Here is a 23,694-nt window from a genome sequence, read left to right as displayed (position 1 = left end):
CACAAGGCTATTCGCCGGCACGGTCAAATTTGTATAAGAGACAGGGTCTTTGGCGCGGTCTTTGGCGTTGGGGAGGACTTCGGTGATGAGGGCGAAGTCGACCGAGAGGTAGACGCCGAAGCCGATGCCCAGGACGATCGCGCCGAGGATGGCGCCGGGCCAGGTGGGCCAGACGGCGAGGATGACGCCGGCGACGGCCATCACCAGGCCGGAGCCGATGACGAAGATCTTGCGGCGGCCGATGCGGTCCGACCAGCCGCCGAAGGCGATGGCGGTGGTGAGGACGCAGACGCTGTAGATGGCGGTCAGGACCAGTACGGCGGTGGTCGCGTCGGGGACGCCGACCTCGTCCTGGAGGTAGAAGAACAGGTAGAGCAGGCCGAGCGAGTTCCCCACGTTGAACAGGAATCGCGTCAGCCAGGCCCACCCGAAGTCCGGATAGCGCCGCGGGCTGACCCAGAAACCGCGCAGGAACTCGCGCAGTACGAACGGCGGTGGCTGGACGGCGAGCGGGGTGTCGTGCGCGCGCAGCACATACGGTACGACGGAGAACGCGAGGAAGCCGGCACAGGCGACGTACCCGAGACCGATGCCTCCGGCAATCGTCACGAGCGCGGTCCCGACCAACGCGCCGAGCACCTGGGCGATCGCGACCCAACCGCCGACGAGCCCGCGTTGATCGACCGGCACCCGGTCGGGCACGGTGGCGGTTTGCGCGGCCAGTACGGCGTTGCCGAACAACTGCACGAGGCACCAGCCAACGAGCATCAGCGCAATGCCCTGCGCACCAGCCAGCACCAGCAGCCCGGCCGCACCTCCGATCGCGCCGCCGAGCGTCCACGGCACCCGGCGACCGAAGCGGGATGTGGTGCGGTCCGAGACCGCTCCGAAGACCGGAGTCGCGATCACCGAGACCGCCGCGCCGACTCCGGTCACCAGCCCGAAGACGAACTCTTTGTTGCCTGGCGCAACCGCCTCCGACTGTTTCGCCAGCAGCACCTGGATCGGACCGAACCAGGCCGCGAACACCCCGACGTTCGCGAGTACGACGGCGGCGGTCCACCCGGCCCGAACCCGCACAGTGGGCTCGGCGAGGGCGGTCATTCGCGATTCTTCGCAATCACGTCGTGCAACCAGTGGTACGACGCCTTGGGCGTCCGCTCGAGGGTTTCGAAGTCGACGTGCACGAGCCCGAACCGCTGTGAGTACCCGGCGGCCCATTCGAAGTTGTCCATCAGCGACCACTGGAAGTAGCCGCGGACGTCGACCCCGTCATCGATTGCCGACCGCAACGACCGCAGATACCCATCCAGGTAAGCGATCCGCCGCTGGTCGTCGACCACGCCGTCGACCGGTACGTCGTTGATCGCGCACCCGTTCTCGGTGATGTAGATCGGTGGCAGGCGATCGCCGTACCGGTCCTTGAAGGTGCGCAGGATCTCGCCGAACGCCGCCGGTACGATCGGCCAGCCGAAGTCGGTCCGCTCGTACCCTTCCAGCGCTCGCGGCTCGAACGGCAGCCCCGGCGGCAGCGGAATCCCGTCGGTCGCGGCGGTATCCGCCTGCCCAGTCGCGGCCCCGACCGAGACCGGGGAGTAGTGGTTGATCCCGAACCAGTCGAGCGGTGTCGAGATCACCTTCAGATCGTCCTCGACCGGCCCTGGCATCGCGGCCTCGTACCCAGCCGGATACTTCCCGAGCAGCACCGGGTCGGCGAACAACCAGTTGATCAGGTTGTCGTAGAGCCCAGCGGCCTCGACGTCCTCGGCACTGTCACTGGCCGCCCAGGTCGGTGCATGGTTGCTGGCGATCCCGATGTTGACCCCGCCACCCGCCCGCAAAGCCTGTACGGCGCGACCGTGCGCCAGCAGCTGGTGATGCGCGACCGGGAGCGCGTCGAACATCAACTCCTTGCCCGGGGCATGCGCTCCGAGCGAGTAGCCCATCAGCGTGAGCACCATCGGCTCGTTGATCGTGATCCACATCGGCACCCGGTCCGCGAACCGAGCGGCCAGCACCGACGCGTAGTCGGCGAACCGCTCGGTGATGTCGCGCGACAGCCAGCCACCGGCGTCCTCGAGCGGCTGCGGGGTGTCCCAGTGGTACAGCGTCGGCGCCGGGCTGATCCCGGCGCCGAGCAGCGTGTCGATCAGCCGGTCGTAGAAGTCCAGGCCGGCCGCGTTCCCCGGGCCGGTCCCGTCCGGCTGGATCCGCGGCCAGGAGAACGAGAACCGGTAGGTGTCGATCCCGAGCTCACGCATCAGCGCGACATCCTCGGCGTACCGGTGGTAGTGGTCGCAGGCGACCGCCCCGGTCTCGCCGTTCAGGACCTTGCCGGGCTCGGCGCAGAAGGTGTCCCAGGTCGAAGGACCGCGGCCCCCCTCGGCCACGGCCCCTTCGATCTGGTACGCCGAGGTGGAGACACCCCAGCGGAATCCGGGCGGAAACGACAGATCAGCTGTCACTCACATCATCCTCATCTGGAGTGGTCGCGGCCGGTTCGATCTTGTGCACGATCACCGCCGTGCCGTACGCCGCGACCTCGCTCATGGTCTGCGCGATCTCGGTGCAGTCGAACCGCATCGCGAGGATCGCGTTGGCGCCCATCTGCTGCGCCATCTGGCACATCCGCATCACGGCGACGTGCCGCGACTCGGCCAGCATCTGGGTGTACTCCGGCACCTCACCGCCACCCAGCGACCGGAAGCTGGCGGTGAAGTTCGAGCCGAAGTCGCGGCTCCGCACGGTCAGCCCGAAGACCTCGCCGAAGACCTTGTCCGCGACGTACCCGGGCAGGTCGTTCATGGTCGAGACCAGCACCGGGTACGGCGAGCCCTGCGGCGCGACGTGCGGAGCGTTCTGCTGGGCCGGCGGATAGTTGCCCGGCGCCTGCCCGTACCCCGGTCCCGGCTGGCCGTACCCCTGCGGCGGCGGCCCCTGCTGGTACCCCTGCGGCGGCTGCTGGTAGCCGGGCGGAGGTCCCTGCTGGTAACCGCCGCCCTGCTGCGGCGGAGGGAAGGGCTGGTTCGGGTTCGGACGATAGTTCTGCGTCATGCACTCATCCTGACATCACTGCCGAAACACCTGGAACTCATACAACGAATACCCGTACGACGTCGCCCGCTGCGCCCCGGTAACCCGGACAAATCGGGCCTGTGTGGCCGGGAACCGGACCACGTCCTCGCTGCCGTTCCCCGTCGTCGTCGCGTACACCTGCCGCCAGGCCGACCCGTCCGTGGACACCTCAACCCGATAGCCCTTCGCGTACGCCGACTCCCAGTTCAGCACCACGCGGCCGACCTGCTGGGTGCTCCCGAGGTCGACCGACAGCCACTGCGGATCCGACCAGTCGCTGGCCCACCGGGTCCCCAGGTTCCCGTCCACCGCGTTCGCCGGCGGCGAGTTGTACCAGCCCGTCTCGTGGCTGCTCGCCGTCGCCGTCTTGCCCAGGGCAACATTGCTCACGTCGTCCCCGCGATGCGCCGGGAACTCGATCACCTGCTGGTACGTCGGCCGGTTGACCCACGCGATCCGGTCCTGGGTGATCCCGCCCATCGGGTTGTGCGAGATCTGGTCCGCGCAGAACTGGTCGCCCGCCGTACAGTCCGCTGTCGCCGGGTACGTCGTCGCCGCCGGAACCTTGGTTGCGGCCAGCAACGAGTCGGTGAGTACCGAACGACAGGCCGCGAGCGCTCCGTTGCCGCAGAACGTCACCGGCTGAGCTGCCTGAACCGGGTCGCCGAGCACCTTGCGAAGGTCACGCTGGACGAAACCCCACCAGCCGCTCTGGAACGCCGATCCCTGTGCACTCGGCCGCTCATCGATCTTCAGGTTCTTGACCAGAGCGCCGTACAGGTCGGGCCCCAGATCCTTGAACTGCGCAGGGACCAGGATCGGCCACCAGGCGTCGAGGATCCGGATCGCCTCGGCGTGGTCGTAGGTCTTGGAGTTTGCGTTCGGCGACTTGCGGTGGCTGCCGGCCGCCTTCCAAGCGGTCAGCTTGGCGACTGCGTCCGCCACCGCCGGGTCGGTGATCGGTGCACTCTTCAGCACCCGAATCAGATACGGCAGCACATAGTCGGCGCGCAGGTCGACCGTGGCCGCACCCTCCATCGCCTCGACGATCTTGCCGCGGGTGAACTTCTGCCCGCTGCCGATGACCGCCTTGATCCGGTCGTCGAGCGGCTGGTTGCGGTACAACCCGTTGTAGCCCCACTGACCGTCGGAGGCCGAGAACCCGGGCGCCTGCTTGTTGTTCCAGCTGGTCAGGTAGTCCTGGTTGACGACCTGCGGATGCTCGGCCGGTGGCGTGTACGTCGCCCGGTTGGTGGCCGCGTTCCAGCCCTGCCACTCGTACGTGCTCCAGGTCGGCAGGTTCGGATCGGCACCGGCCGCGCGGACCGGGTTGTCGCCGGAGTTGTAGTACGCGATCGACGACTTGTCGGTGTAGAACCAGTTGAAGGTGTAGCCGATCTTCTCGGCGGCCTTCTTGAAGTCGGTCGCGGACTTCATCTTCTCCGGGTCGTTGAACAGCATGAATCCGAGCGCGGACCCCGCGTCGTTGCCGTAGGTCGACCGGTTCTTCGTGAACAGCACCGGCTTGCCGGCCACCGTGCCGCGATGCGTGACGAGACCGAACTTGGTGCGCAGGGCAACCAACGTGTACGAACCGGCCGGTTCGGACGACCCCAGACTCGAGTACCACGCGTTGTTCCGCTCGAGCCGCTCGATCGGCGTGCACTCGCCCCGGAAGACGTAGTACGCCGAATTCTTCGTCGGCGTACCCCCGTTCGGCTCGCAGAGCGGTACGGCGAACGTGTCGGTGATGTCCTGACCGGCGGAGGTCGCGCTCCACGAGTAGTCCGGACCGCGGCCGATCAGCGTGTAGAAGTTGAGGCCGGAGAACGCGATCCCGCGGGTGCTGATGCCGGGACCCTGAAGCTCCTGGCGCAGCAGGAGCTGCGGCGCGAAGTAGCCGGTCTGCGGACCGTAGACCGCGACCGGGTTGCCGCTCTCGGTGTGTGCACCGGAGACCAGCAGCGCGTTCGACATCGCCTTCTTGCCGTAGCCCTCGGGGAAGACACCGCCGTCGAAGATTCCCTTGAGGCTGTCGGAGCCCTTGGGTGCAGGCTTGGCGGCGGCCGTCTTGTTGACGGTCTCGTTGATGACCTCGGGCTCCGGAGTGACCGAGCCACGATCGGGCATCGCCCGGCCGGCCGGGTTCGGGCCGGTGGTTCCGTAGGGGAACGACGTGCCGTTGTGGACCGTCGTACTGGCTTCCGGGTCGTTCTGCGAGCGGAACGACTCCCAGACTTTGGTGCCCTGGGCAACGCCGTACTTGGCCTGAGCTTCCAGCAGGGCAAGGGCGGAGTTCACTTCGGACCCGCCACCGGTGCCGAAGATGCCGGCCACCACGGCCGCGGTGGCGACCACGTCGGTCACCTTCCACGGCTGCGTCGGCCAGTCCAGACCGAGCGCCACGTATTCACCGGGGTACGCGATGCCGATCGTGTTGATGTAGTGGTTGACGCCGTCGACCCAGGCCTGGATGTCCTGCTGCATCTTCACGCCGTCGGCGCCGTACAACTCGTCGGCGCTGTCGTACTGACGCTGCAGGTCAGCCTCCGTGTACGGCGCGGTCCGCCAGAACTCTTGCTCGAACGCACGGTTCGATGCCGCGCCACCGGCGAACGGCGTCAGCTGGCCGCGGCCGAGGTGCCGGAACACGTCCATCACGAACAACCGGTCCTGCGCACCGGCGAACCCGGCACCGAACATCGTGCCCAGGCGGGTGGTGCCGGTGATGTGCGGGATCCCGCGCGACTTGTCCCGGACGATCGTGACGTCCGAGCGCGGCGAGATCGTGCTCTCGACATCGTCCGGCTTCACCCCGAACGAGGCATCGTCGAAGTACGGCGCGAGGCCGTCGTCCTGAATCCCCTGGGAGTTCCAGACCAGGTCCTGGTAGGGCTTCACGGTGTCGCTGAAATGCGGCGGCCGGACCCCTAACGCCTTGAAAGCAAGGAGATCCGTGAAGGTCGCGTTGCCGTTCTGCCCGGGTGGCAGGATGTCGCGGCACTGCGCCGCGCAGTAGTCCACCGGTGCAGCCGCGGCAACTGCCTGCGGCGTCACTTGAGGTGTGGCCTGGGTGGTCGGCACGGGCAATGTGGCCAGTACGGCGGTACTGGCGACGACTGCGATCGCGGTACGAAGGGTGCGGGTCCTGGGCGCGGGGCGGGGCACGGAGTCCTCCCTTGGTCGAAGAAACTGAGAATGACTCACTAGTAGCTTCGAGGTCAAGGGCTCGGTAATTCGTCCGGGGTGACCACTGTTCAAGTACGGACAGTGACCACTACTCTGTCCTCCACCATGAGCATTCATGACCGCTATCGGTTGAGTGCGGTGATCAACGCCAGGGGCACCTACACCCCGCTGGGGGTGTCACGGAGTTCCGACGGGGTGGCGGAGGCCGTCGCACAGGCTTTACCCGAGTTCTTCGTGATGGCCGAGCTCGGTGACCGGGTGAGTGAGACGATCGCCCAGGTGACCGGCGCCCAGGCGGGTGCCGTCGTGCACTGCACCGCGGCCTCGATCACGCTCGCCGTCGCGGCCACCATGGCCGGTTCCGACCCGCGCCGGATCGCGTCGTTGCCGGACGCAACGGATATGCACAACCGGGTGGTGATGCCGGCCTGTCACGTGGTCGACTACGGTCATTCCAACCTGCAGGGCATCCGGTTGTCCGGTGCTCAGGTGGACCTGGCCGGGGACGAAACCCGTTGTACGGTTGAGGATCTGGAGGCTGAGCTCGACGGCCCCGACGTTTGTTGCCTCATCCTCGTATCATCACGGCTGACCAGCGGTCCACCGATCGACATGGTGGCGGCGATCCGCGCCGCCCACCGCCGCGGCGTACCGGCGATCATCGACGGGGCTGCCCAGTTCCCGCGGGTGGCGGATCTGCTGGCCACCGGTGCCGACCTCGTGCTGATGAGCGGGCAGAAGTATCTCGCGTCGCCCACTGCCGGGCTGATCGCCGGGACCTGGCCGCTCGTGCAGGCTGTGCGGGCGCAGGAGAAGGGCATCGGCCGGGCGATGAAGCCGACCAAGGAAGCCGTCATCGGGGTCATCGCCGCACTTGAGGAGTGGCAGGCGCTGGACCGGATGAAGTGGGAGGCCGATGAGCTGGCCAAGGTCACCGCGTTCGCCGAGGCCGCGGCCCGGATCCCCGGTGTCACGGCAACCGTCGTACCGGATCCGACCGGGCTGCAGGTGTCCCGCGCGGTGCTGACCGTGCCCAATGCGCACGACGTCGCGACACAGCTCGAGGCCGGTGTCCCGTCGATCTACGTGATGACCGACCGGCTCACTGATGACCAACTGGTGCTCGAGCTCGTACCACTCACCAAGGACGAGATCGAGGTCATCCTGACCCGGCTCTGGTCGCTGCTGACATGACAGAGCCCCGACCTCCTGTGCAGGAGATCGGGGCTTCGCTCAGTGTCAGTGCTGGTACGACTTGCGCGGACCGCTGTCGCGACGCGGACCGCTGCTGTCCCGACGCGGGCCACTGTTGCTACGACGCGGGCCGCTGCTGCCACCGCCGAAGCGACGACCGCCACCACCGCTGCCGCGCTGCGGCTTCGGGGCGGGGAGCCGGACCGGGTAGCCGGACGGCGTCTTGCCGCCGGTCAGCTCGGTGACCAGCTCGTCGCCCGGACGGGCGCGGACCGGCTCGGCGGCGACGCCGGCCGTCTCGGCCATCCGGATCATGCCCCGACGCTGGTGCGGCAGGAGCAGGGTGACAACCGCACCCTTGCCACCGGCGCGCGCCGTACGGCCGGCGCGGTGCAGGTAGTCCTTGTGCTCGGCCGGCGGGTCAGCCTGAACGACCAGGCCGACGTCGTCGACGTGGATACCGCGCGCGGCGACATCCGTTGCCACCAGCACCGGAACCGAACCGTCCTTGAACTGGTCCAGCGTCCGGTTGCGGGCGCCCTGGGTCAGGCCGCCGTGCAGCGCCGCGGCCATCACGCCACGGTCGCGCAGCTGGGTGGCGACGCGATCGGCGCCCAGCTTGGTGCGAACGAAGACGATGGTGCGGCCGTCGCGGCTGGCCAGCTCGGCCGTCAGCGACTGCTTGTGACCCGGCTCGATGACGAGCAGGTGGTGCTCCATCGTGGAGACCGTGGCCTGGCCGGACTCGGTCGAGTGCGTGACCGGGTCCTTCAGGTAGGTCTTCACGATCGTGTCGACGTCGTTGTCCAGCGTCGCCGAGAACAGCAGCCGCTGGCCTTCCTTCGGCGTCATGTCCAGCAGCGTGGTGACGGCCGGCATGAAGCCCATGTCGCACATGTGGTCGGCCTCGTCGAGGATCGCGACCTCGACCGCGCCCAGGTCGGCAGCGCCCTGCTCACACAGGTCGATCAGCCGGCCGGGGGTGGCGATCAGCAGGTCGACGCCGCGGCGCAGCGACTCGATCTGCTTCGGGTAAGGCAGCCCACCCGCGATGAGCTTGAGCGAAACACCCATCACGTGGGCGAGCGGCTCGAGCGCGTCGTGCACCTGCATCGCGAGCTCGCGGGTCGGGACCAGGATCATCCCGCGCGGGCGGCGCGACTCGGTGTGGCCACCGGACAGCCGCATCAGCGTCGGCAGACCGAAGCTGAGGGTCTTGCCGGAGCCGGTCTGGCCGCGGCCGAGGACGTCGCGACCGGCCAGCGCGTCCGGGATGGTCGCGGACTGGATCGGGAACGGCGCGGAGATGCCGTCGCGGGCCAGCCGCTGCACGAGCCGCGGCGCGAGGCCGAGCGCGGCGAACTGGTTGTCCTCGGCAACAGTGCCCAGGTCCTCCGGGACCTCGGTGGGCCGGCTGTCGACGTAGTTCGGTCGTTCACGGTTCACGTAGGGCTTGTCCTCACGACGCTGGTACGAGGGGCGCTCGTCACGCTGCTGGTACGACGGCTTGTCGTCCCGGCGCTGGTACGACGAACGATCGTCGCGCTGCTGGTACTGCGGGCGGTCGCCCCGCGAGCGGTCGTCCCGCTGCGCGTAGGTCGGCCGGTCATCACGCTTCTGGTACGCCGGACGCTCGTCACGCTGCTGGTAGGACGGCTTGTCGTCCCGACGCTGGTACGACGGGCGCTCGTCACGCTGCTGGTACGACGGACGGTCTCCACGCTGGCGGTCGTCCCGCTGCGGGTAGGACGGCCGGTCGTCACGACGCTGGTACGACGAACGGTCGTCGCGCTGCTGGTACGACGAACGGTCGTCGCGCTGCTGGTACGACGGCTTGTCGTCGCGCTTCTGGTAGGCAGGCTTGTCGTCACGACGCTGGTACGACGGACGCTCGTCACGCGACTGGAAGGCCGGCTTGTCGTTCCGTGCGTACTGCGGGCGGTCGTCACGCTTCTGGTACGACGGACGCTCGTCGCGCTGCTGGTAGGCAGGCTTGTCGTCGCGCCGCGGGTAGGACGGGCGGTCGTCGCGGCGGGGCTGGGTGCTCCGGTCGGAGCGGTAGCCCTTGGCCGGCGGACGACGGTCATCGCCGCGGGGCGAGGTGTCGCGCTGTCCACGGTCGGAGTACTGCGAAGGTCCGCCACGACGCTCGGGGCGGTCGTCACGTGCTACCGGCGCGGTGGAGGGGGTGTCACCCATCCGCTCGCCGAACGACTGGTTCTGGAACTTCTTGTGCCGCGGCTTCTTCGAAGCTGCTGCATCTTCGGGGTGGTGCTGAGTCACAATCTCTCTCTCGAAAATCGCGGACGACACCCCGAGTGGCCCGCACGCAGAGGCCGATCAGCAGAAGCTGACCGGTCTGGACATACAGGCAGGAGATAGGCATCGACCTGCGGGTGCTATCGCGTTGCACCCTCGGCGCCGGACTTTTCAGCGGGTGCTGAAACCGACGGGTCGGAGCGCCTGGAAAGAACTCTGGTGACGCGACTCGCGCACCGACACCTGACAAGTGTACAGGAAATGACCCGGTGCCCTGACCATGATGCCCATCACCAGACCAGTAACCGAACTGGTTGCTTACTGTACTTCAAGTGAGCTTGAGTTCTTGGTGTGCGGTTCTAGGGTGAAGGTATGGCGGAGGAGAACGTCCCGAGCAAGGACCACTGGCTGTCCATCGGGGAGATTGCTCATCGGTCCGGAGTGGCCGCGTCGGCACTGCGGTTCTACGAGGACCAGGGTCTGATCGGTTCCCGGCGGACAGCCGGCAACCAGCGGCAGTACCAGCGCAGCACGCTCCGGCGGATCGCGTTCGTCCAGGCGGCGCAGCGGGTCGGTCTCGCGTTGGCCGAGATCCGTGAGGCGCTCGACTCACTGCCCGACGACCGCACCCCGACCCGCTCGGACTGGAGCCGCCTGTCCAAGACCTGGCGCAGCCGGCTCGACGAGCGCATCACCGAGCTCGAGCGGCTCCGCGACGACCTGGACGGCTGCATCGGCTGCGGCTGCCTCAGCCTTCAGCGCTGCAACCTCTACAACAAGTCAGACCGCCTCGCTGAGCGCGGCCCCGGCGCCCGCATCCTCAACGTCGGCATCCCCGGCGAGTAGTCAGCTCCGCCGGACAACCACCAGCACCACCCCGGCCACCACCAACAACCCCAGCACGCCGGCGACGGCAACCTTCCAACCCCAGAACCAGGGATGCTGCGGCACCCGCTCCGGTGGCAGCGACGCAACGATCTGATCGACCCGCTGCTGCACCTGCTCGCGCTCACCGGGCTGGAACCCGTCCGCGCCCAGCTCCTTCGACAGCGCGATCACTTCGGCGTTCTGTTCATCGGTGAAGCCCGGCAACTTGCCCGGCTTCCCGAGAATCCCGCACCCCAACGGCTCCCCGGTGACCCGGCTGACGGACAGATTGTTGTTGCCACAGCTGTCACCGGGTTTCTTGAAGCCGACGACGTAGTCGTAGTGCGCGGCGTATTGCTCGACAAAGCCGTAGAAGGCGGCCGTGAACGACCCGACTGCCATCGCGGTGAGACCGATCACCGCCAGCAGGATGCCGACCACTTTGAGCACGGAACGCATGGATCCAGGTTAGGAGTGCCCGGTCCGGAGGCGGTCCAGGTCGGGTCCATGGTCATAGGGACGCGGTTATGAAGGGCATAGAGCCGGGATCGGGATTCGCGGGTTAACCCCCGAGTTCTGCCCGAATGCGTGCGGAAAATCGGCAGTCGGGGCAGGGTCGGGGTTGTAGCGAACAGTAGTCCGCTGGTCGCTTTCCGCCACTGATCCGGAGTGAGGCCCTCCCATGTCGCATCGCCGCATCCTGTCCTCCTGCCTCGCGGGGCTCGCCGCCGCCGCACTCGCCGTACCGGCTGTTGCCGCCGCGGCTCCCGCCCCTGCGGCACCGTCTGTGTCCACCGCCAGCACGCGTGCGGCGTACACGGGTTCACCGCAGGACGAGGCCGCCACCAAGGCGTTCTACGACGCGGTCATGAAGTCCGCGCTCGCCAAGCGAGCCAAGGCCAAAGCCGCCGGGCAGAAGCTCGACGCGGTCACCGTCACGTACGCCGTGGACGCCCCGACGTTCGCCGGCCAGATCAGCCGCAGTACCCAGATCTGGAACTCGTCGGTCAGCAACGTCCAGCTCGTCGAGGGCAGCAACTACGACTTCTACTACACCGAGGGCAACGACTCCCGCGGTTCGTACGCCTCCACCGACGGCCACGGCGGCGGCTACATCTTCATCGACTACGCCCAGGCCCAGCAGTACGACTCCACCCGCATCACCGCCCACGAAACCGGCCACGTCCTCGGCCTGCCCGACCACTACTCCGGCCCCTGCTCGGAGCTGATGTCCGGCGGCGGCCCCGGCCCGTCCTGCACCAACGCCACCCCCGACGCCACCGAACGCAGCAAGGTCAACCAACTCTGGGCCAACGGCAAAACTGGCTCCCCCGCGGCCGCGTTCCACGTCGCACGCTGACCCACCCCGATCCTCCGGCTCGACCTTCCCGGCAGGGGGTAGGTCGGGCCGGAGTTTCTTTGCCCACGAGGCTCAAAGTGCCGATTCGTGCACAAAGAGACGGGGACCAGCTTTGGGGGCGGAAGGGGTCGTACGCTGATGCGATGCGCAGATGGGTGGGGATCTCGCTCGTGGTGACCAGCTGTTTCGCCCTCGTTGGCTGCAGTCCGGGGATCGCCGGCGAGCTCGGACTGATGCGGGACGACAAGGGCAACATCTCCGCGGTCCTACAGATCTGCGAGGGCCACATCGAGTACGTCGCGCTCAACCTCCAGGGCCCAGGCATCACCAACAGCCCCGGCGAAGGTCCCGACCTCTTGGGCGAGTGGGAGTCCGACTCCGAGGTCGGAAAGGGCTTCGTCCAGTTCGACCTCGCCCACGGCGGCAACGGCTGGAAGGTCGTCACCCCCCTCGCAGCACGCAACCCGGCCAGCACCTTCTCCATCACCTCCTGGTCCATGGACAACACCTGGACCGCGCTCGGCCCCCAGTTCAAGACCAGCGACCTGGCCAACCTGAAACCAGGCGAGGTCATGGTCATGCCCGACGACGGCTCCCTGGGCAACCGCGTGCAGACCCTGGATGACTTCAAGAGATCCTGCAGCTAGCAGAACGCGCGAGAACATCGGACGTCCTATGACACGCCGCTGCGGGAAGCGGGCCGGGCCGTGCGTCTTGAAGACTGAGCGCATGCGACTTCGTGGGGTGCTGCTCGCGGTTCTGCTGGTGATCGCCGGGGCCTTGGTGATGCCGGCGTACGGCGTGGGGTTGGAGGGGAAGGCGATTCTTTCGCCGGGGACTGCGGGGTATACCTGCTTCCGGATTCCGGCGTTGGTGACGGCGGCTGACGGGTCGCTGGTGTTGTTCGCGGAGGCGCGGAAGCCGACGTGTGGTGATACCGGGACGCATGATGTCGTGATGGTTCGGTCGACCGATCGGGGTCAGAGCTGGAGTACGCCGAAGGTCGTGCACGCGGGGGTGGACGTCACTGCTCACAATCCGGCGCCTGTTGTGGACGCGCGGACGGGGCGCATCTCGTTGCTGACGACGCGGGAGTACAACACGGTCTGGTCGCAGTACAGCGAGGACAACGGCGTGAGCTGGACCGCTCCTCGCGAGATCACGGGGCAGGTGAAGTTGCCCTCCTGGAAGGGCTATGCGACCGGACCCTCACATGGCATCCAGTTGCTCCGAGGTGCGCACGCTGGCCGACTTGTCGTCGGCACGCATTACACGACCACGGTGGGCGATCGGAAGGGTGGCGCGCTGGTTTACAGCGACGACGGCGGTCTCAGCTGGGCGCTCGGGGCTCACGACGAGTCGGCGGATCCGGCGCTGCGGGTGCAGGAGTTGTCGGTGTTCGAACGGCCCGACGGTTCGCTGTTCGCGCTGGCTCGGGACGAGAACGGCACCGACACCTCGTCGACCGTGGCCTCGGCTGTCTCGAGCGATGCCGGGCAGACCTTCTTCCAAGGGTTCCACGCTGGTGCAGCTGAGCAGAGTCTCGCCGTACCGACTGTTCAGGCGTCCACGCTCGAACTGCGCGCCACCGATCAGGGCGACCGCTACAACCGCATACTGCTGGCGACGGAGACTCGTGCGGGCACAACCCGCGAGAACCTGACGATCCGATCGACGTACAAGGGTGGCACCGAGTGGGTCGATCCGGGGGCAGGCGTCGTCATCTACGGCGGGATGGCGGCGTACACGGATATGACCTTGCTGGACGACAACACCGTCGGCCTGGCGTACGAGCGCGCCGCCAACTGGTCGCACGGCTATATCTGGTTCACGACGTTCACCGAGTCCGCTCTTGGCCTGCCGGACGGCAACACGACCGGCGTACCGACGACACCCGATGCCTCAGGCAACGACCTGCACGGCTTCCTGCGCGGAGCCTCGTCAACCCCAGGCCGGTTCGGTACGGCGGTCGCGCTCGACGGCACCGACGACTACGTCCAGCTGCCGTTCGCCGAGAAGCTCGCGGTCAGCAGCGGCGACTTCACGTGGGCCGGATGGTTCAACTACGGCGCCAGTACGGCAGATCAACCGTTGCTGTGGGCATACAACCAGGGCGACGTCTATTCGCAGCTCTGGCTGCGTGCCGAACCGTCCAAGAACCGTCTGCGCGCCCTTGCGCAGAGCGGCGAAACCGCCGTCACCCTCGCGACGACGAAGGCCTACAACGACCGCGCCTGGCACCACTTCGCGCTTCGGCGCCAAGGGTCGACCTTCACACTCTCCGTTGACGGCAGTACGGTCGCGACCAGCACCGCCGTACTGGGTTCGATCAGCCCGAAGCGACCGTTCCAGATCCACCTGGGTCAGCGCCTGGACGGGGCTCAGAACCTGCGTGGTTCGCTCGACGACGTCCGCCTTTACGGCCGCGCGCTCACCGCCGCCGAGATCACGTCGCTCTACGCCAGCAACGCCACGACCATCCCGGACCTCCGGCTGCGCTACCCGTTCTAACGAGCCGGGCCGGTGGTGTTGCGGACGACGAGCTCGGGGCGGAACAGGAACTCGGTCTTCGGGGTGGCATGACCACGAACTTCTTCGAGCAGGGACTGTACGGCGGCCAGCGCCATCGACTGGACGGGCTGGCGGATGGTCGTCATCGGCGGATCGGTGAACTCCATCATCGGCGCATCGTCGTACCCGACGACCGACAAGTCAGCCGGTACGGCGAGACCGCGTTGCCGGGCAGCGCGGATCACGCCGAGCGCCATCATGTCCGAGCCGCAGACGATGGCGCTGACGCCCGCGTCGAGGAGCGGCTGGGCGGCGGCCTGACCACCTTCGACACCGAACATGCTCAGTGAGACGAACGGATCCAGGTCCTCGTCGGTGACGCCGAGCTGGGCCTTCATCGAGGTGCGGTAGCCAGCTAGCTTGCGCTGGACGACGATGAACCGCTCCGGACCGGACGCGAAGCCGATCCGACGGTGGCCGAGGGCAACCAAATGCGTGACCGCGAGCTCCATCGCCGCGTTGTCGTCCGAGGAGACGAAGGGCGCCTGCACCTCAGGCAGCCAGCCGTTCACGAAGACCACCGGCAGCCGTCGCTCGACCAGCGACTGGTAGCGCTCGTGGTCGGCGCCGGTATCCGCATGGAGCCCCGAGACGAAGATGATCCCCGAGACGCCGCGCTCGAGCAGCATCTCGACGTACTCCTCCTCCGTCGCGCCGGACGGGGACTGCGTGCAGAGCACCGGGGTGAAGCCGCGCTGCGACAGCGCCGACTCGATCACCTGGGCGAACGCCGGGAAGATCGGGTTGATCAGCTCCGGCATCACCAGCCCGATCAGTCCGGCCGAACGGCGCCGCAAGCGGGTCGGTCGCTCGAAGCCCAGTACGTCGAGAGCTGTCAGTACCGACTGTTTCGTGTCCTCCGCGACCCCCGGTTTGCCGTTCAGTACCCGCGAGACCGTCGCCTCACTGACCCCCGCCTTGGCGGCAATATCCGCCAGCCGTGCCCTTGTAGTCACGGCGGCACCCTACCCACCTGTCGTTGACATTGCAGCAAGAAGTTGCAAGAACTTGCAGACTGAGACTGCGCACACGTGTCCACTGGGTGAACGGAATGGACAGGTCACACCCTGCCACCCTTGTCAGGAGGAGCGCGGGAGGCGAGGATAAGCGCACCCCCGCCCGGGGGCCTTTACTCGGATCGTCCGGCACGTTCCTGCCGGTGAAGGGATGTACCCAGACATGGCTACTGTGTCTTTCAAGGCCGCCACCCGGATCTACCCCGGTGGTGACACCCCCGCCGTCGACAAGCTCAACCTCGAGATCGAGGACGGCGAGTTCATGGTCCTCGTCGGCCCGTCCGGATGTGGCAAGTCCACCTCCCTGCGGATGCTGGCCGGCCTCGAAGAGGTCAACGAAGGCTCGATCTACATCGGCGACCGCGACGTCACGCACCGTCCGCCGAAAGAGCGCGACATCGCGATGGTGTTCCAGAACTACGCCCTCTACCCGCACATGTCGGTCGCGGACAACATGGGCTTCGCGCTGAAGATGCAGGGCGTCTCCAAGGAGGACCGCGCCAAGCGCGTCCTGGAGGCCGCCAAGCTGCTCGGCCTGGAGGAGTACCTGGACCGCAAGCCGAAGGCGCTCTCCGGTGGTCAGCGTCAGCGTGTCGCGATGGGCCGCGCGATCGTGCGTAACCCGCAGGTCTTCCTGATGGACGAGCCGCTGTCGAACCTCGACGCCAAGCTCCGGGTCCAGACCCGCACCCAGATCGCCGAGCTGCAGCAGCGCCTCGGCGTCACGACCGTGTACGTGACCCACGACCAGGTCGAGGCCATGACCATGGGCGACCGCGTCGCCGTACTGAAGGACGGCCTGCTCCAGCAGGTCGACACCCCGCTGAACCTGTACGACAACCCGAAGAACCTGTTCGTCGCCGGCTTCATCGGCTCCCCCGCGATGAACCTGCTCAAGGGCGACCTGGTCGACGGCGGCGTCAAGCTCGGCGACTACACGATCCCGGTCGCGCGCGACATCCTGGCCAAGGCCGGTAGCGACAAGACCGTCTCGATCGGTGTCCGTCCGGAGGCCTTCAAGGTCGCCGACGTCGGCCTGCCGGTGAAGGTCGCCGTGATCGAGGAGCTCGGCGCCGACGCGTTCCTCTACGGCACCGCCGAGCACGACGGCAACCACCAGCAGATCGTCGCCAAGATCGGCGCCCGGATGAACGTCGAGAAGGGCTCCCTGATCCACCTCGAAGCCCAGACCGACAAGCTCCACCTCTTCTCCTCCTCCACCGAAGAGCGCCTCACCGCCTGATTTCCCAGGTACAGCAAGGGCCCCGGAGTTTCGGCTCCGGGGCCCTTCGCTTGTTAGTTGACGTCTCGGCGTTGGAAGATGGCGCCGGCTACTACTACTGCCAGCAGGGTGAGGATGCCTAGGTACCAGGCGCCGTGTTCGAAGGTCAGGGTCTTTTCGATGGTCTCGCAGTTGTAGTTGCCGCTGGCATCGGTTGAGCATTTGTTGAGGAAGTACTTGGTGTCGTGGAGGACGAAGGCGTCGAAGTTGCGGACCAGCAGCCAGGGTTGGGCCTGCTGGAGGAAGCTTCCGAAGACGCCTTCGACCAGGACGATGTAGCCCATGACCAGGCCGATCGCGGCCGCTGTGTGGCGTAGGAGGACGCCGACGACTGCGCCTAGGACTGCGCCCATTGCTGTCGTGGTGACGACTCGGGACAGTGAGCCGACGACGTCGCTCCAGTCGGTGCCTGCGGTTGATCCGAGCTGTGCGGTGATGAGGTAGGCGCCCAGTGTCAGGACGCCGGTGATCAGCAACCCGAGCGGGACGAACCAGAGGCCGGCCGCCACGATCTTGCTGGCGTACACCCGCATCCGGCGTGGTTCGAAGGTCAGCCAGTTACCGATCGCTCCTGAGCTGAACTCGGCCGCGACGAAGCTGGCGCCGATCAGGAAGGCGGCGAAGAGCAGGAAGTACGACGCTCCCTGCAGAATGTTCGGGATCAGCTCCGCGAAGACTGCCTGCGGCTTGCCCCACTCCGACGCCTTCGGCTCCGGGTACGAACACATCTCGTCGATGGGCGGCTTCGAACCCGTCATCTGGTCGTATTCCTGACGGCACGAGGCCTCGTTCGCCTCGTGGTTCTGGACCCAGTCCCGGTGGGCCATCTCGAACTGCGTCTGCGACTGCCGCTGCTCGGCCTCCGACAGCGGCCGGGCCTCCCGCCAGGTGACGAACAGCAGGAACGCAGTGATCAGTACGACGCCTGCCACACCGATCATGGTGATCCGGCGCGCTGTCAGCCGGCGTAGTTCCACTCCGGTCAGGCGGATCACGCGAGCCCCTCCCCTGCGGTCAGCTCCAGGAACACCGACTCCAGGTCGGCCCGGATCGGGACCAGTTCGTTCACGTACAGCTGCTGGTCGGCCAGCCGCTTGGTCAGCTCGGCGGGGTGCTCGACCCCGTCCACGAGCAGATAGTTGCCGTCGGCCCGGACCACGAGCCCGGCGGCGGTCAGCACCCGGGTAGCCGCCTCGCGGTCGGCCACACCGATCTTCACGGTGGTCGTCGTACCGCCGCCGATCACTTCGGCAACCGTGCCGGACGCGAGCAACCGGCCGTGGCCGATGATCGACACGGTGTCCGCGACCTGCTCGACCTCGGCCAGGATGTGGCTGCTGACCAGAACGGTCTTGCCCTGGTCGCCGAGCCCGCGCATGGTCTCGCGGATCTCCCGGATACCGGCCGGGTCGAGGCCGTTGGTCGGCTCGTCGAAGATCAGCAGGTCCGGGTCCTTGAGCAGGGTGGCCGCGATCGCGAGGCGCTGCTTCATACCGAGCGAGTAGCCCTTGAAGCGGTCCTTGCCGCGCTCACCCAGTGAGGTCTGCTCGAGCACCTCGGTGACGCGCTGCTTCGGGGCGCCGATGGCCGCGGCAAGCAACTCCAGGTTCTTACGGCCGCTGAAGGCCGGGAAGAATTTCGGTGACTCAACGATCGCACCGACCCGCCCGACCACCTCCGGCAGCCGCGCCGGAACCGGCCGGTCGAAGACCGTCATGGTGCCTGCGTCGGCCCGGATCAGCCCGAGCAGCATCCGGATCGAGGTGGTCTTCCCCGAACCGTTGGGACCGAGGAAGCCATGCACACCCCCGACCGGAACGTCCAGATCGAGCCCCTGCACCGCCACAACTGTCCGGCCGCGCCGGGTCCGGTACGTCTTGCGCAGACCGCGCGTACTGATCGCCAGGTCAGGCATGCCACCCCTCTCACGTCGTTCCCCCGCAGTGAGGGGACGCACATCCTTGCAGAGGAAGACTCCACCGGCGGCTGTTTGGTTGAACTCTGGCCCGAACGGGCTACCTGGTCCAAGATTGAACGGACTTGTGACCTAATACCCCCTCCAGGTATCGCCGTGGACTTGCATTGGATACCTCTAGGGGGTACTTTTTTGCCTGTCGACATACCCCATAGGGGTAGCAAGTGCGAGCAAAGGATCCGCTGATGACCGAAGGCCACCCCGACGGAGTCGGAAATGAACACCGTCACGGCTACACAGCCGAGAAGACCAGCCACCTCAAGCGGCTGCGGCGGATCGAGGGCCAGATTCGCGGTCTGCAGCGGATGGTCGAGGAGGACAAGTACTGCATCGACATCCTGACCCAGGTGTCGGCGGCCACCAAGGCGCTGCAGTCGTTCTCGCTCGAACTGCTCGACGAGCACCTGTCGCACTGCGTGGTCGAGGCCGCGCAGAAGGGCGGCGCGGAGGCGGAGGAGAAGGTCCGCGAGGCCTCCGACGCGATCGCCCGCCTGGTTCGTAGCTGAATTCAAAACTTCCTGAGGAGCAACCTATGACTACCACGACCTACTCCGTCAGCGGCATGACCTGCGGGCACTGCACGTCCGCCGTCACCACGGAGCTCACCAAGCTGGACGGTGTCACCGAGGTGAAGATCGACCTGAACGCCGGTGGCACGTCCGCCGTGCACGTGACCAGCGCCGCCGCACTCGAGGAGACCGCCGTCCGCGCGGCCGTCGACGAAGCGGGTTACGAACTGGCCGCGTCATGAGCCGGGCCGTCGCGCTCCGGCTCGGCGCGTTCGCCGGTGCGCTCGCGCTCGCCTTCGCGGCCGCGTTCGCGATCGGCTCCGCCGTCGACCCGGTCGCGGCGGCCGACCCCGCTCCCCCCACCGACATGGCGGGCATGGGCGGCGAGACTCACGGAGCCGGACACAGCGAGTCGAGTGGGCAACTGCCCGGGCTCGCGGTGTCCGACGCCGGCTACACCTTCGAGCCGGAGTCGACGTTCTTCACCGCGAACAGCAAGACGGCGCTGCGGTTCACGATCAAGGGTCCGGACGGGAAGCCGGTAACCGGCTACACCCCGACCCACGAGAAGGATCTGCACCTGATCGTCGTACGGCGGGATCTGTCCGGATTCCATCATGTGCACCCGACGCGGGATGCCGGTGGCACGTGGTCGATTCCGTTCACGTTCACGGCCGGTGGCACCTGGCGCCTGTACGCCGACTTCCGGCCGGCCGGGCTCGACAAGACCCTGACTTTGGGCACGGACGTGAACGTGTCCGGGCTGTACATCCCGGTCCCGCTGAACGATCCGGCCAGTAGCTACAGCGTGCACGAGTACGACGTGACGCTGGCCGGGACTCCGGTGGCGGGGAAGGAATCCGAGCTCACGTTCCGGGTCAGCAGCGGCGGTAAGCCGGTCACCGATCTGCAGCCGTATCTCGGGGCGTTCGGGCATCTGGTCTCACTGCGCAGCGGCGACCTCGCGTATCTGCACAACCATCCGACGCAGGATGCCAAGGCAGGGATGAAGGGCGGGCCGGAGATCAAGTTCGGCACCACCTTCCCGACCGCGGGGACGTACCGGCTGTTCCTGGATTTCCAGCACGCAGGCGCGGTGCACACGGCCGAGTTCACGGTGCAGGTCGGTGGCGAGGGCAAGGCGATCGTGCCGCCCACCGTGCTGCCATCGTCGGAGCCGTCGACGCCATCGCATGAAGAAACCCCGCACGGTCACTGAGAGGAGAGCAGCAACCATGAGCCAATCCGTTGAACTTGTCATCGGTGGGATGACCTGCGCCTCCTGTGCGATGCGGGTCGAGAAGAAACTGAACCGGATGGACGGCGTCACCGCGACCGTCAACTACGCCACCGAGAAGGCCAAAGTCACGTACGCCGACGGTGTCACGACCGACGATCTGGTCGCGACCGTCGAGAAGACCGGGTACACCGCTGCCCTTCCTGCTCCGGTCGTTGCCGCCAGCAACGAGGTCGACGAGCTCCGGCCGTTGCGCGAGCGACTGATCGCGAGCGCCATCCTCGCCGTACCGGTGATTGCCTTCGGCATGATTCCGGCGCTGCAGTTCGACTTCTGGCAGTGGGCCTCGCTGACGCTGGCGTTCCCTGTGGTGACGTGGGCGGCCTGGCCGTTCCACAAGGCCGCCTGGACCAACCTGCGGCACGGCGCGGCGACGATGGACACGCTGATCTCGGTCGGCGTGCTGAGCGCCTTCGGCTGGTCGCTCTATGCACTGTTCCTCGGCTCGGCCGGTGAGCCTGGGATGACGATGCCGTTCACGCTGATCCCGTCACGCGGTGGCGGCGCCGAGGAGATCTACCTCGAGGTCGCGGCCGGCGTGACCACCTTCATCCTGGCCGGCCGGTACTTCGAGGCCCGGGCCAAGCGACGGTCGGGTGCTGCCCTGCGCGCGCTGCTGGAGCTCGGCGCGAAGGAGGTCGCCGTACTGCGGGACGGCGTGGAGACGCGGATCCCGGCCGAGCAGCTGATGGTCGGCGACCAGTTCGTCGTCCGGCCGGGCGAGAAGATCGCGACCGACGGGGTTGTGGTCACTGGGAGCAGCGCGGTCGACGCGTCGATGCTGACCGGTGAATCGGTGCCGGTCGAGGTCGGTTCGGGTGATGCCGTCGTGGGTGCGACCGTGAATGCGGGCGGTCGGCTCGTGGTCCGGGCGACTCGGGTCGGTGGCGATACTCAGCTCGCGCAGATGGCGCGGCTCGTCGAGGACGCGCAGAACGGGAAGGCCGCCGTACAACGCCTTGCTGATCAGGTGTCCGGAGTGTTCGTGCCGGTGGTGATCGGATTGGCCTTGGCCACGCTGGGCTTCTGGCTGGGGAACGGTTCGCCGGTCGAGGTCGCGTTCACCGCGGCGGTCGCCGTACTGATCATTGCTTGCCCTTGTGCACTTGGGCTTGCCACGCCGACCGCGCTCCTGGTCGGCACTGGGCGGGGCGCGCAGCTCGGCATCCTGATCAAGGGTCCCGAGGTGCTCGAATCCACCCGTCGCGTCGACACCGTCATCCTCGACAAGACCGGCACGGTGACCACGGGGCGGATGGAACTGGTCGACGTACTGCTGGCGCCTGATCAGGACCGCGCTGAGGTACTGCGCCTGGCCGGAGCGCTGGAGCACTCCAGCGAACACCCGATCGCGCAGGCCGTCGCCCGGGCCGCGATGGCAGCCGGCAAGCTGCCCGAGGTCGAGGACTTCGGCAACGTCGAAGGCCTCGGAGTCCAAGGCATCGTCGACGGCCACGCAGTCCTGGTCGGCCGCACCCAACTCCTGGAGGAGTGGAGTCAACACCTCCCGGAAGAGCTGACCCAAGCCAAGGAAGACGCCGAAGCCGAAGGCAGCACCGCGGTAGCCGTTGGTTGGGACGGTCAGGCGCGCGCCGTGCTGGTCGTCGCCGACACGGTGAAGCCGACGTCGGCACAGGCCATCAAGGATCTGAAGGCACTCGGTCTGCGTCCGGTCCTGCTCACCGGCGACAACGAAGCCGTTGCGCAGAAGGTCGCCCGCGAAGTAGGCATCGACGACGTCATCGCCGAGGTCCTGCCGGCCGGCAAGGTGGACGCGGTGAAGAAGCTGCAAGGCGAGGGCCGCGTCGTCGCCATGGTAGGCGACGGCGTGAACGACGCCGCCGCCCTGGCCCAGGCCGACCTAGGCCTCAGCATGGGCACCGGCACCGACGTAGCCATCGAAGCCAGCGACCTCACCCTCGTCCGCGGCGACCTCCGCGCCGCCGCCGACGCCATCAGGCTGTCCCGAAGCACCCTCCGCACCATCCGAGGCAACCTCTTCTGGGCCTTCGCCTACAACGTAGCCGCCATCCCCCTGGCCGCCGCCGGCCTCCTCAACCCCATGCTCGCCGGCGCCGCCATGGCCCTCAGCTCAGTCTTCGTAGTAACCAACAGCCTCCGCTTGCGAAGGTTCCGAGCCCTTACCTGATCCCCATTTGGTGGGTGCACCCATCCAATGGGAGCACCCCAAGGCCGGTTGGTTGAGGCGGCTCGGGTGGTGTCAGATGCGGCGTGCAGAGGGCATACGGCAGCGTTGGGGAGTCCTACCCCACCGAATCGGGTGGTAGGACTCCCCAGCCTTCTGTAACACGGCGGGTTCGGACCGGTTTGGGGAGGTGTGTTCCTCGCCTGCTGTGGCTGCTGGCCGGAAAATGAGGGGACCTCTGCTCATGTTGCTGGTTGTCCCCTCAAAAATTGGCCGGAGAAGGGTCAACGTGAACCGATAACCCCTGAATTTTCCTGGAGGGGCTGCCGGGTGGCGGGGCGCAACGACGAGTCGTGGGTGTAGGTCTGGACCGCGGTCGGCTCCGGCGGTGTCAACCGAGCCCGGCGCGGTTAGCCAACAGCCGTGATTAACGTCCGAAAGCGCGGAGACCCGCCCTCCGGTCTTTCGGACGTTAGCCAAGAGCCGGGGTTAACGTCCGAACGATCGGAGACCCGCCCTCCGATCGTTCGGACGTTGTGACGGCGGGCACCGCGGTCGCCAGCCTTAACCGACCGGCCTTGGGGTGCACCCACCAAATGCGGCTAGCGGAGCCAGGCGGTGGTGTCTGGGGGGAGTTGGCCGTTGTCCAGGGGGGTGCTGGTTAGGAGGAGGTCCTGGTACGGCGGGAGGTCGATCGGCTCGGGGGTGAGGTTGGTGACGCTGGTTAAGGACTCGCGTTGGAAGGACAGGACGCCGGGGTCGGACTCCAGCCAGGTCAGGGATCCGTCGCCCAGGTGGTCGCGGCGGATGGTTAGGGCGTTTCGGTAGAGGGCGAGCATGGAATTCTGGTCGGCTTGCTGGGATTCGACGGTGAGGTTTTTCCAGTCGGGGGGTTGGGGGAGCCAGGGGGTTCCGGTGCCGAAGCCGAAGGGGGGTTCTTGGGCGGACCACGGG

The 23,694-nt window shown here is 67.3% G+C and carries 19 protein-coding genes and 1 pseudogene; 10 read left to right on the top strand and 10 right to left on the bottom strand.

From position 1 onward, the window contains the following. From E1261_RS25205 to E1261_RS25190, 4 genes are all read right to left on the bottom strand, one after another. The coding region (locus tag E1261_RS25205) for an MFS transporter (protein WP_132410582.1) at positions 1–1,104 on the bottom strand (1,104 nt) is incomplete at its 3' end. After that, a complete protein-coding gene (locus tag E1261_RS25200; RefSeq protein WP_132410580.1) occupies positions 1,101–2,465 on the bottom strand; it encodes a GH1 family beta-glucosidase in 1,365 nt (454 codons plus the stop codon). The genes E1261_RS25200 and E1261_RS25205, both read right to left, overlap by 4 nt. Then, positions 2,455–3,054 (bottom strand): YbjQ family protein, encoded by a 600-nt coding sequence (locus E1261_RS25195; RefSeq protein ID WP_132410578.1) that lies wholly within the window; start codon positions 3,052–3,054, stop codon positions 2,455–2,457. Before E1261_RS25195 ends, E1261_RS25200 begins: the two co-directional genes overlap by 11 nt. A 15-nt stretch (positions 3,055–3,069) precedes the next feature. After that, the gene (locus tag E1261_RS25190; RefSeq protein WP_238176413.1) at positions 3,070–6,243 is read right to left on the bottom strand and encodes a penicillin acylase family protein; all 3,174 of its coding nucleotides are present in this window, start codon (positions 6,241–6,243) and stop codon (positions 3,070–3,072) included. 126 nt (positions 6,244–6,369) lie between these two features. On the opposite strand from E1261_RS25190, the gene E1261_RS25185 reads away from it, so the two are divergent. Continuing rightward, positions 6,370–7,458, top strand: a complete 1,089-nt coding sequence (locus tag E1261_RS25185) for an aminotransferase class V-fold PLP-dependent enzyme (RefSeq protein ID WP_132410574.1) — start codon at positions 6,370–6,372, stop codon at positions 7,456–7,458. Between the two features lie 45 nt (positions 7,459–7,503). Here the strand turns inward: E1261_RS25185 and E1261_RS25180 are convergent, their stop codons facing one another. After that, the gene (locus E1261_RS25180) at positions 7,504–9,741 is read right to left on the bottom strand and encodes a DEAD/DEAH box helicase (RefSeq protein ID WP_238176412.1); all 2,238 of its coding nucleotides are present in this window, start codon (positions 9,739–9,741) and stop codon (positions 7,504–7,506) included. A 348-nt stretch (positions 9,742–10,089) separates the two neighbouring features. On the opposite strand from E1261_RS25180, the gene soxR reads away from it, so the two are divergent. Next, positions 10,090–10,563 (top strand): redox-sensitive transcriptional activator SoxR, encoded by a 474-nt coding sequence (gene soxR / locus E1261_RS25175; protein WP_132410572.1) that lies wholly within the window; start codon positions 10,090–10,092, stop codon positions 10,561–10,563. On the opposite strand, the gene E1261_RS25170 is transcribed toward soxR, so the two are convergent. Next, complete coding sequence (locus E1261_RS25170; RefSeq protein WP_132410570.1) at positions 10,564–11,043, bottom strand: hypothetical protein; 480 nt, start codon at positions 11,041–11,043, stop codon at positions 10,564–10,566. A 223-nt stretch (positions 11,044–11,266) separates the two neighbouring features. Between E1261_RS25170 and snpA the strand changes: the two genes are divergently transcribed. The 3 genes from snpA (at position 11,267) to E1261_RS25155 (ending at position 14,455) form a co-directional block, all read left to right on the top strand. Next, a complete protein-coding gene (snpA, locus tag E1261_RS25165) occupies positions 11,267–11,944 on the top strand; it encodes a snapalysin (RefSeq protein WP_132410569.1) in 678 nt (225 codons plus the stop codon). A gap of 143 nt (positions 11,945–12,087) precedes the next feature. After that, entirely contained in the window at positions 12,088–12,591 is a 504-nt protein-coding gene (locus tag E1261_RS25160) for a hypothetical protein (RefSeq protein ID WP_132410567.1), read from the top strand. Between the two features lie 82 nt (positions 12,592–12,673). Then, on the top strand, positions 12,674–14,455 hold the full coding sequence (locus E1261_RS25155) for a sialidase family protein (RefSeq protein ID WP_132410565.1): 1,782 nt from the start codon (positions 12,674–12,676) through the stop codon (positions 14,453–14,455). Here E1261_RS25155 and E1261_RS25150 read toward each other — a convergent pair. Beyond that, complete coding sequence (locus E1261_RS25150; protein WP_132410563.1) at positions 14,452–15,471, bottom strand: LacI family DNA-binding transcriptional regulator; 1,020 nt, start codon at positions 15,469–15,471, stop codon at positions 14,452–14,454. The two genes, E1261_RS25155 and E1261_RS25150, sit on opposite strands and share 4 nt — an antisense overlap. A 223-nt stretch (positions 15,472–15,694) precedes the next feature. Here E1261_RS25150 and E1261_RS25145 point away from each other — a divergent pair, with 223 nt between their 5' ends. Continuing rightward, positions 15,695–16,774, top strand: a complete 1,080-nt coding sequence (locus tag E1261_RS25145) for an ABC transporter ATP-binding protein (RefSeq protein WP_132410561.1) — start codon at positions 15,695–15,697, stop codon at positions 16,772–16,774. A 53-nt stretch (positions 16,775–16,827) separates the two neighbouring features. Here the strand turns inward: E1261_RS25145 and E1261_RS25140 are convergent, their stop codons facing one another. Beyond that, positions 16,828–17,808, bottom strand: coding sequence for an ABC transporter permease subunit (locus E1261_RS25140; protein ID WP_132410559.1), 981 nt, complete (start codon positions 17,806–17,808; stop codon positions 16,828–16,830). Beyond that, a complete protein-coding gene (locus E1261_RS25135) occupies positions 17,805–18,728 on the bottom strand; it encodes an ATP-binding cassette domain-containing protein (protein ID WP_132410557.1) in 924 nt (307 codons plus the stop codon). The genes E1261_RS25140 and E1261_RS25135 overlap by 4 nt, the downstream gene beginning before the upstream one ends. A gap of 245 nt (positions 18,729–18,973) precedes the next feature. Here E1261_RS25135 and E1261_RS25130 point away from each other — a divergent pair, with 245 nt between their 5' ends. From E1261_RS25130 to E1261_RS25115, 4 genes are read left to right on the top strand one after another with little or no spacing between them, the layout of a single operon-like run. Continuing rightward, a complete protein-coding gene (locus E1261_RS25130; RefSeq protein ID WP_132410555.1) occupies positions 18,974–19,294 on the top strand; it encodes a metal-sensitive transcriptional regulator in 321 nt (106 codons plus the stop codon). Positions 19,295–19,320: 26 nt separating this feature from the next. Beyond that, the gene (locus tag E1261_RS25125) at positions 19,321–19,539 is read left to right on the top strand and encodes a heavy-metal-associated domain-containing protein (protein ID WP_132410553.1); all 219 of its coding nucleotides are present in this window, start codon (positions 19,321–19,323) and stop codon (positions 19,537–19,539) included. After that, entirely contained in the window at positions 19,536–20,516 is a 981-nt protein-coding gene (locus E1261_RS25120; RefSeq protein WP_132410551.1) for a hypothetical protein, read from the top strand. The genes E1261_RS25125 and E1261_RS25120 overlap by 4 nt, the downstream gene beginning before the upstream one ends. Positions 20,517–20,532: 16 nt before the next feature. Beyond that, the gene (locus tag E1261_RS25115; RefSeq protein WP_132410549.1) at positions 20,533–22,743 is read left to right on the top strand and encodes a heavy metal translocating P-type ATPase; all 2,211 of its coding nucleotides are present in this window, start codon (positions 20,533–20,535) and stop codon (positions 22,741–22,743) included. Between the two features lie 599 nt (positions 22,744–23,342). On the opposite strand, the pseudogene E1261_RS25110 reads toward E1261_RS25115, so the two are convergent. Beyond that, a pseudogene (locus E1261_RS25110) lies at positions 23,343–23,694 on the bottom strand (alpha-glucosidase); the annotation flags it as partial.

Source organism: Kribbella albertanoniae, assembly GCF_004348455.1.
GTDB classification, from domain to species: Bacteria; Actinomycetota; Actinomycetes; order Propionibacteriales; family Kribbellaceae; genus Kribbella; species Kribbella albertanoniae.
The sequence above is the reverse complement of the archived record's forward strand: the minus strand, read 5'-3'. Positions and strand labels throughout refer to the sequence as shown.